The organism is Streptomyces sp. NPDC023838 (assembly GCF_040639555.1).
Taxonomy (GTDB): domain Bacteria; phylum Actinomycetota; class Actinomycetes; order Streptomycetales; family Streptomycetaceae; genus Streptomyces.
Genome location: NZ_JBFAAD010000012.1, coordinates 62,889 through 76,730 on the forward strand (window position 1 = coordinate 62,889; position 13,842 = coordinate 76,730).

Below are 13,842 nucleotides of genomic sequence, written 5' to 3' on the forward strand. Positions count from 1 at the left end.
TCTAACGGTCCGTCAGAAACCGCGGGAAGGGGCCGGGCGTGGGGAACTTCTTGGCAGGCAAAGTGGTCGCCGTGACCGGCGCCGGGCGCGGCATCGGCCGCGCGGTGGCGCTCGCGGCGGCGGCCGAGGGCTCGAAGGTCGTCGTCAACGACTACGGCGTCTCGATCGACGGCGCCTCGCCCAGCAGCGACATCGCGGAGGCGGTGGTCAAGGAGATCGAGGCCGCGGGCGGCGAGGCGGTGGCCGTCGCCGACGACGTCTCCACGATGGCGGGCGGCCAGCGGATCGTCGACACCGCGCTCACCCGGTGGGGCCGGGTGGACGGGGTGGTGTGCGTGGCGGGGATCCTGCGCGAACGCATGCTCTTCAACATGACGGAGGAGGAGTGGGACCCGGTGGTGGCCACGCACCTCAAGGGCACGTTCACCGTGTTCCGGGCGGCGTCGGCGGTGATGCGCCAGCAGGGGTCCGGCACGCTGATCGGCTTCACCAGCGGGAACCACCAGGGGAGTGTGGCGCAGGCGAACTACAGCGCGGCGAAGGGGGGCGTGATCTCGCTGGTCCGCAGCGCGGCGCTGGGTCTGCACAAGTACGGCGTCACGGCCAACGCGGTCGCGCCGGTCGCCCGTACGCGGATGTCCGCCAACGTCCCCATGGAGCTTACGGAGATCGGGGAGCCGGAGGACGTGGCGGCGTTCGTGGTCTACCTGCTCAGCGAGCGGGCCCGGTCGGCGGGGATCACCGGGCAGGTGTACACGGTCGCCGGGCCCAAGATCGCGGTGTGGGCGCAGCCGCGGGAGTTGCGGGCGGGGTATGTGGCGGAGGGTACGTGGACGCCGGAGCGGATCGCGTCGTTCTTGCCGGGGGGTGTGGGGGTGGATCCGATGCCGTTGCTGGAACGGGTGGGGGAGATGGAGCGGGCGGCGGGTGCGGGGGCGCGCCCGAATGTCGTAGCCCCCACCCCGCCCCTTCCCTAAACCCTCCGGGGGTGGTGGGGGTAAGGCTGATTCTCCCGAGGGCTACGCCCCCGGCCCCCGTCGCGGGGCCTGCGGCCCCTGCACCCCGCGGGTCTCCGTTCGTCTGCGGGCCGGTGGTGGGCTGGTCGCGCAGTTCCCCGCGCCCCTTTTGGGCCTGGGTTTCGTCCGCGGGCCGGTGGGGGCCGGCCGCGCCCGCGCGGCGGAGCCGCATATGTCACAGCCCCGCGCCCCTGAGGGGGTTGCGGTTGCTGCCTACCTCGCATCTTCAGGGGCGCGGGCCTGTGACATGTGCGAACCCGCACTCGACCACCGGCCCGGCCTTTAGGGGCGCGGGGAACTGCGCGCTCGGCCACACGCGACCCGCACCTGAACGACGGCCAGGCTTTTACCCCCACCGGCCCGCACTCGACCACCGGCCGGGCCTTTAGGGGCGCGGGGAACTGCGCGACAAGCCCCCACCGGCCCGCAGGCAAAACCGGGGTCTGGGGGTGCAGCCCCACGCAGCCCCCCGACCCCCCGGCCGCCCGCCGGAGGGCTTAAGGGAACGGGCGGGGTGGGGGAAAGCCACACGCGACCAGGAGGCAAGCGCATGGACTTCCGGTTCTCGCCCAGCGACGACGCGTTCCGCCGCGACGCCCGCGCCTGGCTCGACGCGCACCCGCCGGCCGAGGCAACCCCCCGCCAGTGGGAACGCACGCTCGGCGCGGACGGCTGGATCGGCCTCGGCTGGGGCCGCACCCCGTACGGGAACCGCACCGCCACCCTCACCCAACAGGTCGTCTGGGCCGAGGAGTACGCCCGCACGCCCCACACCCCGCCCCGCCTCGGCCACATCGGCGAAAACCTCCTCGCGCCCACCCTCCTCGCCCACGGCACGGCGGCCCAGAAGGACCAGTTCCTGCCCCCCATCGCCCGTGGCGAGGCGATCTGGTGCCAGGGCTACAGCGAACCCGGCGCCGGCTCCGACCTCGCCGCCATCCGCACCACGGCCATCCGCACCCCCTCCGCCCGCACCCCCTCCGCCCGCACCACCTCCCCCCGCCCCCCCGACACGTACCGCGTCACCGGCCAGAAGATCTGGACCTCGCACGCCCACGAAGCCGACTGGTGCTTCGTGCTCGCCCGTACCGAAGCCGGCTCGCACCGGCACCACGGCCTCTCCCTCCTCCTCGTTCCCATGGACCAGCCGGACGGCAGCGTCGAGGTCCGGCCGATCCGGCAGCTGACGGGGACGAGCGAGTTCAACGAGGTGTTCTTCGACGGCGCCCGCGCGCACCCCGACCACGTCGTCGGCGGCGAGGGCAACGGCTGGCGTGTCGCCATGGACCTGCTCGCCGCCGAGCGCGGCGTCTCCACCCTCGCCCAACAGATCGGCTTCGGGGAGGAGTTGGAGCGAGTGCTCGAAAAAGCGCGGGACACCGCCGACCCCCTCCTCCGCGAGCGTCTCGTCCGCCAGTGGGCCGAGCTGCGCACCATGCGGTGGAACGCCCTGCGCACCCTCGGCGGCGGCCCCGACCCCGCCGCCCCCAGCGTCGCCAAACTCCTCTGGGGCGGCTGGCACCAGCGCCTCGGTGAGCTCGCCATGGCCGTACGGGGCGCGGCCGCGACGGCCGGACCGTACGACTGGAGCGAGTCGGAACCGTACGAACTCGACGCCGCCCAGCGGCTGTTCCTCTTCTCCCGGGCCGACACCATCTACGGCGGCTCGGACGAGATCCAGCGCACCATCATCGCCGAGCGCGTGCTCGGCCTGCCGAGGGAGGCACGGGGCCAGTGAGAGGTGTTCTGTTCGACGGTACGCACGCGCAGGTGGTCGACGATCTGGAGGTACGGGGCCCGGGGCCCGGCGAGGTGCGGGTGGCGATCGCGGCCGCCGGGCTCTGCCACTCCGACCTCTCCGTCATCGACGGGACGATCCCCTTCCCCGTCCCCGTGGTGCTCGGCCACGAGGGCGCGGGCGTCGTCGAGGCGGTCGGGGCGGGCGTCGGCCATGTCGCCCCCGGCGACCACGTGGCGCTCTCCACCCTCGCCAACTGCGGGGCGTGCGCCGACTGCGACCGGGGCCGGCCCACCATGTGCCGCCGCGCGATCGGCCGGCCCGGGCGGCCGTTCTCGCGGGGCGGCGCCCCGGTCCACCAGTTCGCCTCCAACTCCGCCTTCGCCGAACGTACGGTGGTCAAGGCCGTCCAGGCCGTGAAGATCCCCGCCGACCTGCCGCTCGCCTCCGCCGCCCTCATCGGGTGCGCCGTCCTCACCGGCGTGGGCGCGGTCCTCAACCGGGCCCGCGTCGACCGGGGCGACACCGTCGTCGTCATCGGCACCGGCGGTATCGGCCTCAACGTCCTGCAAGGCGCCCGGATCGCGGGCGCGCGCACGGTCGTCGCGGTCGACACCAACCCGGCGAAGGAGGCCGCCGCCCGGCAGTTCGGCGCCACCCACTTCCTGGCGTCGGTGGACGGCGTACGGGAGGTGCTGCCCACCGGCGCCGACCACGTCTTCGAGTGCGTCGGCCACGTCGGGCTCGTCCGGCAGGCCGTCGACCTGCTCGACCGGCACGGCCAGGCGGTCCTGCTCGGCATGCCCGCGCCGAGTGCCGAGGCGACCTTCGCGCCCGCCGCGATGTTCCTGGACAAGTCCATCCTCGGCTGCCGGTACGGGAGTTCACGCCCCCAGCACGACATCCCCCGGTACGCCGAGCTGTACCGCACGGGCGCCCTGCTCCTCGACGAGCTGGTGACCGAGACGTACCCGGTGGAGGACTTCGCCAAGGCGGTGGACGACGCGCGGCAGGGGAGGGTGGCGCGCGGGGTGCTGATTTTTTGAGGACCGGTCGGCTCGTGGGTCCCGCGCCGACGGCTGACCTTCTGAGGGCCGGTCGAGTCACGGGTCCCGCGCCGACGGCTGACCGCCTGAGGGCCCGTCAGCCCGCGGGCCCCGCCCCGATAAGCATCCCGATAAGCGCTTGAGGTCACCCCCCGCCCCCCGGCTATCTTCGCCCCATGAGCTACCGCGATCTCGCCACGCGCCCCGTCCTGACCTGGGCACTTGTCGCAGTCGGGGCGCGCGCTCCGGTCGCGATGGCGCCGCTGGCCGTCGTCTTCATGGTCCGCGACCGGCCCGGCGGATACACCCTCGGAGCCGTGCTCGCCGCCGTCTACGTCCTCGGCGAGATCGTCGGCGCCCCCCTGCTCGGCATGCGGATGCACGCCGAGCGGGCACGGCCGCACCTGGCCGTGGGGCTCGCGGGCGGGGCGGTGGGGTTCGCCGCGCTCGGCCTCGCCCACGACGGGCATCCGGTCGTGCTCGGCGCCGCCGCGTTCGTCGCCGGGGCGGCGCCCGCCGCGACCTCCGGGGGACTGCGCGCCATGCTCGCCCAGATGGTGCCCGAGCGGGCGGTCGCGCAGGCGGTCAGCGGCGAGTCGATGCTGATCTTCGGCATCTGGTCGGTGGCCCCGGCCGTCACCACCTGGCTGGCGCTGAGCGTCCGCCCGTACCTGCCGATGCTGCTCGCGGCCGGGCTGATGGCCGCCGCCGTCGCCGGGCTGTGGGCGCTGCCGCCGGGCTGGAAGGCCGACACCGCCGACCGGGGCGGCGAGCCGATGCGCCGGGTGCTGTGGCGGGCCTGGCCGGTGTACGTGACCGGCGCGGCCGGCATCTCCCTGCTGGCCCTGGCCGAACTCGTCCTGCCCGCGCTCCTGGAGCAGCGCGGGATCGCGCTCGGCTGGGCGGGCCCGCTGCTCGCCGCGTTCTCGGCCGGGTCGGCGGCGGGCGCCTTCGTGTACGGGCTGCGCACGTGGCCCGGGGCCCTGCGCGCGCAGAGCCTGGTGCTGCTGCTCGCGGTCTCGGGGTGCGTGGCGCTCGTCGCGCTGGTGCCGGGCGCGGTCTGGCTCGCCGTGCTCCTGGCGCTCGCGGGCATCCTGCAGGCCGGGGCGATGCTCACCCGCAACCTGCTGCTGCGCGAGGTGCTCCCACCGAGCGCGCTGGCCGCCGGATACTCGGTGATGTACGCGGCCGTGGGCGCCGGTTACGCGGTCACCGGCACCCTCTCCGGCGTCCTGCTGCGCTCGGTCGCCCCGTCGACGGCGATCCTGGCGGGGGTGGGCCTGACGCTGCTGCTGACGGTGATCGGCGTGCTGCGCGAACCGGTTCGCGAACCGGCCCGCGAGGGGGCGGCGGGCTCAGCGGGGCAGGGGGCCGCGTCTGGTGGGACTGCTTCCGACGGGGCCGCTTCCGGCGGGACTGCTTCGGGCGGGGGCGCTTCCGGCGGGGCTGTTTCCGACGAGACTGCCGACCGTGCCGCTTCCGGCGGCCCGGAAAGTGCGCCGGTAGACGGTCGGCGGGACCCCGAGCGCAGCCTGTAGGTGTTGGCGCAGTGAGGTCGCCGTGCCGAACCCTGCCGCCCGCGCGATCCGGTCCACGGACAGGTCGCTGGACTCCAGCAGATGCCGGGCCCGCTCGACGCGCTGCTGGGTGAGCCACTGCCCCGGGCTCATCCCCGTCTCCTCACGGAACCGGCGCGTGAACGTCCGTACGGACATCGCCTCCTGCTCCGCCATGTCCCGCAGCTGGATCGGCTCGTCGAGGCGCCCGAGCGCCCAGGCGCGGGCGGCGGTCGTGGTCGCCAACTGCGGCTGGGGTAGCGGCCGTTCGATGTACTGGGCCTGGCCGCCGTCCCGGTGCGGCGGGACCACGGTCCGCCGCGCCACGTCGTTGGCGACCGCCGCCCCGTGGTCGCGCCGCACCAGATGCAGGCAGAGATCGATCCCGGCGGCGACCCCGGCCGAGGTCAGCACGTCCCCGTCGTCGACGAAGAGCACGTCCGGGTCGACGTCGACGGACGGGAAGAGCCGCTGGAAGTGCTCGGCGTGCCGCCAGTGGGTGGTGGCGGGCCGCCCGTCGAGGTACCCGGCGGCGGCCAGCACATAGCTGCCGGTGCAGATGGAGACCATGCGCGTACCGGGCCGTACGTACGCGAACGCCGCCGCCAGCTCGGGCGTGAGCACCCCCTCCTCGTACACCGGCCCCAGCTCGTGCGAGGCGGGCACGACGACGGTGTCCGCGAGGGCGAGCGCCTCGGGCCCGTTCTCCACGAGCACGGCGAAGTCGGCGTCGGTCTGCACGGGCCCCGGCGCCCGGACCGAGCAGGTGGTGACGGAGTACAGCGCCACCCGCCCCTCGCCCGCGCTCCGCGCCCGCCCGAAGATGCGCTGCGGGATGCCGAGCTCGAAGGGGAGCAGGCCGTCCAGGGCGAGGACGACTATGCGGTGGGGCGTCGGCGTCGGCGGGGGCGGGGGCGGGGCCATGGGCCGAGTCTAGGTGGCCCGATCCCTGCGGACCATACCTATCCGGCCATCCCGCTACGGCGACGCCTGCCCTCCCGGCTCCTCCTGCCGGGCCGCCGCGTCGAGGATCTCGTCCACGGTGACGACGATGATCCGGTCCCGCTCGGCGGGGCCCAGCGCGGGCGGCAGTGCGTCGTCCCGGACCAGCCTGTCGTGCACGTGCCGTACGGTCACCTCGCGCGGGGGCGCGGCCGCCCGGCTCTTCAGGTCGTTGTAGACCGTCCAGGCCAGGGTAGCGATGCTCACGACGAGCGCGCCGAGGGAGGCGACGTCGGTGTACTGATCGGGTCGGGCGGCGGCGCCGCGCGCGTACAGCGCGGCCTCCACGTCGTCGGGAAGCCCCGGGTAGGTCTGCGCGGCGAGCCGCCGGGCGGCGGCTCGGGCGCCGAGCTCGACGGGGTCGGTGGATTCGGCGATGGGGTCGGCCATGTGCGGAAGCCCTCCTGGGGGATCAGCCGGTTGGGATCGGCCGGTCGGGATCAGTCGATCGGGGTCAGTCGGTGGTGGGCGCTGGCGTAAGGGCGTACTGGCGTACGGCGGCGGGGAGCGGACTTCCCGTGACGGCCTGCCAGGCCTGCTCCAGGGCGGCCAGACCGAGCAGTTCGGTCAGCCCCCTCAGGCGCGCGGGGCCGTGCCCGGTCTCGGGGTGCGGGACCTCCTCGAACTGCGACACGCATCTGACGGTCCACTCCAGCGCCACGTCCGGCCGGTCCTGCGCCAGGGCAAGGGCGCCGAGGTTCCCGTACGTCAGGGCCATGCCCGGCAGGTCGTCAAGGTCTCTCCTGATGGCGAGGGCCTTGCCGTACCACTCCCCGGCCTCCGGGAACCGGCCGCGGGCCTGGGCGATCATGCCCAGCGAGTGGTAGCTGCCGGCCATGCCGGGCCGGTTGCCGAGATCCTCCTTGATGGCGAGGGACTTGCGGTACCACTCCTCCGCCTCTTCCAGCCGGCCGCGCGTGTGATTGACGGCGCCGAGCTGGTGGTAACCGGTGGCGACGGCCATCAGGTCGCCGAGATCCGCTTTGATGGCGAGGGACTTGTGGTACCACTCCTCGGCCTCCGCGAGCCGCCCCTGCAGTTGGCTGATGATGCCGAGCTGGTGGTAACTGCTCCCCATACCGGGCCTGTTGCGGAGGTCCTCTTCGATGGCGAGGGACCGGTGGTACCACTCCTCCGCGTGCGCGAGCCGCCCCTGCAGTTGGCTGACGATGCCGAGTTGGTGGTAACTGCTGCTCGTCGCTCCCCGGTTGCCCAACCTCTCAGCGATGGCGAGGGACTTGCGGTACCACTTCTCCGCCTCCTCCAGGCGCCCTCGGTGCTGGGCGACCATGCCCAGCGAGTGGTAACTGCTGGCGATACCAACCCAGTTGCCCAGCTCCTGCGTGATGGCGAGGGACTTGCGGTACCACTCCTCGGCTTCGGCCATCCGGCCTCGTAGCTGGCTGACGATGCCGAGCTGGTGGTAGCTGCTGGCCATGCCGGAGCGGTTGGCGAGGAGTTCCTCGATGGCGAGGGACTTGCGGTACCACTCCTCGGCCTCCTCCAGCCGTCCCCGGTGCTGGGCGACCATGCCGATCTGGTGGTACCCGGTGGCGAGGTTCTTGCGCTGTCCGGGGCTCTCCGGGCCGGCCAGCAGGGCTTGGAGGTGGGAGCGGTACGTGCTTTCGGCCTGGTCGAGCCGGCCGGCCACGAGCTCCCGGTTGGCCTGCGACCCGGTGGCGTACGCCCAGAGGTCCCCTGCCGGGGTGCCCGGGTCGGGCGGGGTGCCGCCCGGCCCCTCCACGGCCAGCCGCATGCGGGCGGTCCAGCCTCGGGCCTCCTCGCCGAGGCCCCGCATGTCCCAGTAGGCGTCGAGGAGCTGGGCGATCAGCTGTGCGTGCTCCCACATCTGCTGGTCGAGGGCGGAGCCGAGCATGCTCCCCAGCATCCGGCGGTGGGCGGTGATCAGCACCACCGCGAGCTGGGCGTGTTCGCCGTCGAGTCCTTCGGTGAGCCGGACGCTGAAGACGACGTGAGCGTCCAACAGGGCCTCGACGGTGGCCGCGCGCTCCTCCGCGTATGCGTCGGCCGCCTGGGTCTTCCAGCGGTCGGTCAGATAGGCCGGCAACGCCGGGTGGATCCGGTACGTCCCGACCGGGCCCGGGGACAGCAGGCCCAGGGCGCAGGCCCGGCCGAGCAGCTGTCCCCACTTCTCGGCGGTGCGACCGCGGAACGGCTCGGGCACCCTGCCCATGGCGGAGAAGGCCGCCAGCACGTTCGGATCCGCCACGCCCTGCAACAGGCTGAGCGCCGTCATCGCCCGCTGATCCTCCTCCGCCAGATGATCGAAGGAGTACGCGATGCTCGCCGCCAGCGAAGTGGTCCGGCCACCATTGCCGTTCCCCGGCAGCGCCCTGATGCCCCGCAGCCCGTCGAGCAGATCGGCCGCGCTCGTGGTGTCCAGATGCGGCAGCACCAGCCGCATGCTCAGCGGATGGCCGTCCAGCCACTGCATCACCTCGCCGAACGCGCGCGACTCGCGGGTCTTGCGGGTGTGCGGATACGGGGCGAGCAGCTGCTCGGCGTACTGGGTGGCCTCCTCCGTGTCCAGGCCGTCGACCCGGATGCGGCGGATCCCCTCACCCAGCCAGTCCTCGTCGGAGCGGCTGGTGATGACGACCGTGCTGCCGCTGTCACGGGCCAGGCGGGACAGGAACGCGCGCATCTCGCGCTGCTCGGGCTCCGGCAGCGGCGGTGTGGCCTGCCCCCGGTCCGGCATCTCCCGTACCGATTCGAAGTTGTCCCACAGCAGCAGCACGCGCCGGGTCTTCAGCGCCCGCTCGACCGCCTCCTGGCGCTGCGCCGCGTCGAGCATGACGAACTGGGTGTCGAACTTCTCCCCGAAGACGCGCCGCCCGATCGCGTTGACGACGCCGTCGAGGCCGAACGAGGCCACGCCGGGCTCGAAGGAGTGCCAGATCACCCACTCCGGCCGGTCGACCGCCCCGGTGTCACGGCACCAGCGCCCGAACGCCTTGGCCAGCTCCGTCTTGCCGGTCCCGCCGGGGCCGTGCAGGACCACCACACGCTGGAGCCGGGCGGCCACGTCCAGCCGGTAGAAGAGCGCGTCGCGGCCGATGAACTCGCCCTCTGGGGCCAGCTCCTGGCCCGGCCCGGCCTCCTGGCCGCCCTCGGGACGGCGGCGGATCGCGTCGAGGATGCCGTCCAGCGACTCCGCCGACTCGCGCTCGGTGCGCAGCCCCGGGAAGCGCACCTCGCTGCGGGTGTAGAAGACCGGCACCATCCAGTCGGCCAGCGTCAGCATCCCCTTGAGGGACGGCCGTTCGTCGTTGAGGGCGAGCCGTCTGCGGCCCGCCGAGACCGCCTCGGCCATGCGGTCGCCCGCGAACAGCCGCTCGTAGAAGGCGGCCATGAACTCGGCCGCGGCCACCGCGTACACGCTGTACGCCATCGCCACCACCGAGGCCACGCCCTCCTGCATCAGCCGGGTCGCCACCGCCGCCTCGACCTGGGAACCGACGACCGCCGACTGGCAGGCGTTGAGGACCGCCACCGGCACCTGCGCCCCGGCGAGCACCTGCGCCACCCGGCCCGCGGGCACCAGGTCGCTGCCGCCGCCGCTCTTCTCGAACGCCAGCATTCCCTGCGGGCCCGACTGCCGGAACATCATCGGGCCCCAGCCGCCGGAGTCCGGCGGCCGGCCGAAGACGCCGTGGCCGTCGAAGTGCACCACCTGGAACGGCTCACCGTCCTCGCGCGCCCGCGTCAGCACCTCTTCCAGCCGCTCCAGGGTCGGCGGCCGCAGCACCACCAGCTCCACGCTCCCGCGCACCGCCTCCAGGCGGCGCAGCAGCGGCCGGGCGATCATCTGGTAGCCGACGTCCGCCTCGCCGTCCGGCCGCGAGATCACCATCAGTACGCGCAGACGCGAGCCCGGAACGGTGAACACCTGATGGGTGTCGCCGGTCTGGAGGCTGCGCGAGACCGCCACCTGGTCGAGGGCGATCGGGACCGTGCGCGCCGGATCGGCCATCAGCTCCCACGGCAGGCCCAGCCGCTCGGCGGAGCCCGACCGCAGCACGATCTCCAGCTTCCCGCCGCGCGTGCGTGCCTCCGTGTACGCCTTCTTCGCCTCGGGCGTCGCGAACAGCGCCGAGAAGATCCGGGCGCCCCACTCGGGCAGCCGCTCCGCCACCCGCGGCCCGCGCTGCTCGTACACGCCGAACGGCATCCGCAGATACTGCTCCAGATACCACCGCAGGTCCGCCATCTCCTGCTCGTCCAGCGGCCACACCAGCTCGACCGGCTCCCCCGCCGGGTTCGGCGCCTGCTCCGCCGCGGGCCAGGAGGACACCTGCACCCGGCCGTCGTCGCGCAAGTCGACCAACAGCCGTTCGGTCAGCGGCTCGGCCATGCCCTCACCCCCATGATCACCACGAGTGGATCCCCAACCACTCAGTGTGAGTGCGAGGATAGACACTCCGGCCCTGGCGTGTGGCCCGAACCCGGTGGCCGGATCCCTGGCCGTCGTCCCGGCGCTCCACCGGCCGCCCTCTGGCCCGATCCCTGCGAACCATGGCTATCCAGCCACTCGTACGGACCGGGACCGCCCCGCCAGGCTGTCGGCATGTCCCAGACAACCGATGCCGTCGCCCCGGAGGGGCAGCGGGCCGCCCCGCGGCCCCGCCCCGCCCCCCGTTTCCACCGTGCCTGGTTCGTCGCCGCCGTCACCTTCGTGACGATCATCGGCGCGGCCGCCTTCCGGTCGCTGCCGGGGCTGCTCATCGATCCGCTGCACGCCGAGTTCGGCTGGTCGCGCGGCACGATCGGGGCGGCGGTCTCGCTCAACCTCGCGCTGTACGGGCTCACCGCGCCCTTCGCCGCCGCGCTGATGGACCGGTACGGCATCCGCCGGGTCGTGGCCGTCGCGCTGACGGTGATCGCGGCCGGGGCCGGGCTCACCGTCTTCATGGACTCCGTCTGGCAGCTGATGCTCTGCTGGGGCCTGCTCGTGGGGCTGGGCAGCGGGTCGATGGCGCTGGCGTTCGCCGCGACCGTCACCAACCGGTGGTTCACCGAGCGGCGCGGCCTGGTCACCGGCATCCTCACCGCCGCCTCCGCCTCCGGCCAGCTGATCTTCCTGCCGGTCCTCTCCTGGCTGGTGGAGCACCACGGGTGGCGCCCGGCCGCCGTCACCGTCGCGCTCACCGCCCTCGCCGTGGTGCCGTTCGTGTGGCTGCTGCTGCGCGACCACCCGGCGGACGTGGGGCTCGCGCCGTACGGCTCGGACACGTACGTGGAGAAGCCCGCGCCCGTCCCCGGCGCGGCCGGGCGCGCGCTGAAGGTGCTGGTCTCGGCCGTCCGCACCGGGCCGTTCTGGCTGCTCGCGGGCACCTTCGCGATCTGCGGCTCGTCCACCAACGGCCTGATCCAGACGCACTTCGTGCCCGCCGCGCACGACCACGGCATGCCGGTGACGGCCGCCGCCTCACTGCTCGCCGTCATCGGCGTCTTCGACGTGGCCGGCACGATCTTCTCCGGCTGGCTCACCGACCGCTTCGAGTCCCGGCGCCTGCTCGCCACGTACTACGCGCTGCGCGGCATCTCGCTCCTCTTCCTGCCGATGCTGCTCGCGCCCTCCATCCATCCGCCGATGCTGTTCTTCATCGTCTTCTACGGCCTGGACTGGGTCGCCACCGTCCCGCCGACGCTCGCGCTCTGCCGGGAGCACTACGGCGAGGACAGCGCCATCGTCTTCGGCTGGGTGCTCGCCTCCCACCAGGTGGGCGCGGCCGCCGTCGCCTTCCTCGGCGGCCTGGCTCGCGACACCTTCGGCTCGTACGACATGGTCTGGTACGGCTCGGGCACGCTCTGCGCCGTGGCGGCGCTGATGGCCCTGGTGATCCGGCGCGGCGGGCCGCCGACGGGACCGTTGGTGGAACCGGCGGCGGCGTGATCCCCTCCTCCTTCGGAGGGGGAGTGATGAAGCCGAGGAAACTGCGGGACGCGGTGACGGTGGCGGGGCTGCTGTGCGCGGCCCTGGCGGGGTGCGGGACGGAGTCGGCGGGGCGGCCCGCGTCGCCGCCGTCGTCGCCGTCGCTCGCGGCCGAGAAGGTGCCGTGTCCGCCGGACGAGACGACGGAGCAGGGGGCCGGGGGGCCGGACGAGACGACTCAGGACGCGTCGGGCGGGGGTGTGGACGAGACGACCGACGACCCTGCCGGGTCCTCCCAGCCGCCCACGGACGACGACCCTGCCGGGTCCTCCCAGCCGCCCACGGACGACGACCCTGCCGGGTCCTCCCAGCCGCCCACGGACGAGGACACGGGCACCCCCGGCCCGCCCACCGACGAGACCACCGACGACGACGCCGGTGACCCCGGCCCGCCGACCGAGGGCACGGCCCCGCCCTGCCTCCCCGCCGGTTGGTTCGACATGACCCAGGACTTCGCCGACTACTACGCCAAGCACCTCACCAAGGCCGACGACGGCATGTGGCCGTTCCTGGTGGCCGCCCGCCTCAAGCAGGAGGGCGACTCGGTACGGGCTCTGGTGACGGTCAACTTCATTCCGTCCGGCGGGGACGACTTCAGCGGGCGCCGGATCGCGGAGGTGTTCGCGGCGTGGCGCCGGGAGGCCTACGGGGACAGGGGCGAGCTCCGGATCGAGACGCGCAGCGGGGGAGAGGTGCTGGAGCGACGCTGGTAGCCCCTCCGCGCCTGCGCCCCGGCGCGGCCGGGCCACCGCAACGGTTCCCTGCGGCCGCAGATGCCCAAGGGGCGCGGGGAACGGCGCGAGCAACCCGGCACGGCCCGCAGGGGACAGGGGGTTTGGGGGCGAGGGGAACGGCGCGAGCAGCCCCCACTCAGCCGCAGACAAAGGCCGGGCCAAAAAAGGGCGCGCGGTCAGGCGCTGAACCGCCCGAACCGCCCCCGGTGGAACAGCAGCGGCTCCCCCTCCGCCGTCCCCCCGAGCGCCTCCACGCGGCCCACCACGATCAGGTGGTCGCCGCCGGTGTGGACGTTCTGGATGCGGCAGTCCACCCACGCCGGTACCCCGTCCAGGCGCGGGGAGCCGGTCACGGGGGCCGCGTCGAAGGCCACCCCCGCGAACTTGTCAGCGCCGCTCACCGCGAACGCCCGGCACAGCGGCCCCTGTTCGGCCCCCAGGACGTTCACGCAGAACGTGCCCGCGCGGGCGATGCGCGGCCAGGTCGTCGACGTACGGCCCACCATGAAGACGACCAGCGGCGGGTCGAGGGAGAGGGAGGCGAAGGACTGGCAGGCGAAGCCGGCCGGGCCGGCCTCGTCCCGAGCTGTGACGACCGTGACGCCCGTGGCGAAGTGGCCGAGGACGCCTCTGAACTCGGCGGGGTCGACGGGCAGCCGCTCGTCGTCCCGTACGGCCCGTAAGTCGGGCCGGGGCAGCGCCTCGACGGGCTCGGCGGGGGCCGTGGCCGCCGCGCCGACGGACCGCAGGTATCGGACGACGGTCGCCGCCATCCCTTCGTGTCCCATCACGCC

At 73.7% G+C, this 13,842-nt stretch carries 9 protein-coding genes and 1 pseudogene; 6 read left to right on the top strand and 4 right to left on the bottom strand.

All coding sequences use genetic code 11. The features are described 5' to 3' along the window. Positions 1–38: 38 nt before the first annotated feature. The 4 genes and pseudogenes from AB0G17_RS17275 to AB0G17_RS17290 all read left to right on the top strand — a co-directional run. The gene (locus tag AB0G17_RS17275; protein ID WP_361382555.1) at positions 39–977 is read left to right on the top strand and encodes an SDR family oxidoreductase; all 939 of its coding nucleotides are present in this window, start codon (positions 39–41) and stop codon (positions 975–977) included. A 589-nt stretch (positions 978–1,566) separates the two neighbouring features. Then, positions 1,567–2,754 (top strand): acyl-CoA dehydrogenase family protein, encoded by a 1,188-nt coding sequence (locus tag AB0G17_RS17280; RefSeq protein ID WP_361382558.1) that lies wholly within the window; start codon positions 1,567–1,569, stop codon positions 2,752–2,754. Continuing rightward, entirely contained in the window at positions 2,751–3,800 is a 1,050-nt protein-coding gene (locus tag AB0G17_RS17285; protein WP_361382561.1) for a Zn-dependent alcohol dehydrogenase, read from the top strand. Before AB0G17_RS17280 ends, AB0G17_RS17285 begins: the two co-directional genes overlap by 4 nt. A gap of 176 nt (positions 3,801–3,976) precedes the next feature. Next, a pseudogene (locus AB0G17_RS17290) lies at positions 3,977–5,104 on the top strand (MFS transporter); the annotation flags it as partial. A 51-nt stretch (positions 5,105–5,155) separates the two neighbouring features. Here the strand turns inward: AB0G17_RS17290 and AB0G17_RS17295 are convergent. From AB0G17_RS17295 to AB0G17_RS17305, 3 genes are all read right to left on the bottom strand, one after another. Further along, on the bottom strand, positions 5,156–6,280 hold the full coding sequence (locus tag AB0G17_RS17295; RefSeq protein WP_361382564.1) for a helix-turn-helix domain-containing protein: 1,125 nt from the start codon (positions 6,278–6,280) through the stop codon (positions 5,156–5,158). Between the two features lie 54 nt (positions 6,281–6,334). Then, the gene (locus tag AB0G17_RS17300) at positions 6,335–6,748 is read right to left on the bottom strand and encodes a hypothetical protein (protein WP_361382567.1); all 414 of its coding nucleotides are present in this window, start codon (positions 6,746–6,748) and stop codon (positions 6,335–6,337) included. A 64-nt stretch (positions 6,749–6,812) separates the two neighbouring features. Then, positions 6,813–10,733, bottom strand: coding sequence for a tetratricopeptide repeat protein (locus AB0G17_RS17305; RefSeq protein ID WP_361382570.1), 3,921 nt, complete (start codon positions 10,731–10,733; stop codon positions 6,813–6,815). Between the two features lie 213 nt (positions 10,734–10,946). Here AB0G17_RS17305 and AB0G17_RS17310 point away from each other — a divergent pair, with 213 nt between their 5' ends. Both AB0G17_RS17310 and AB0G17_RS17315 read left to right on the top strand, forming a co-directional pair. After that, positions 10,947–12,275: an MFS transporter gene (locus AB0G17_RS17310; RefSeq protein WP_361382573.1), complete on the top strand. Its 1,329-nt coding sequence runs from the start codon at positions 10,947–10,949 to the stop codon at positions 12,273–12,275. A gap of 26 nt (positions 12,276–12,301) precedes the next feature. Next, positions 12,302–13,027 (top strand): hypothetical protein, encoded by a 726-nt coding sequence (locus tag AB0G17_RS17315; RefSeq protein WP_361382576.1) that lies wholly within the window; start codon positions 12,302–12,304, stop codon positions 13,025–13,027. Positions 13,028–13,224: 197 nt separating this feature from the next. On the opposite strand, the gene AB0G17_RS17320 is transcribed toward AB0G17_RS17315, so the two are convergent. Further along, the gene (locus AB0G17_RS17320; RefSeq protein ID WP_361382878.1) at positions 13,225–13,821 is read right to left on the bottom strand and encodes a flavin reductase family protein; all 597 of its coding nucleotides are present in this window, start codon (positions 13,819–13,821) and stop codon (positions 13,225–13,227) included. Positions 13,822–13,842 lie beyond the last annotated feature (21 nt).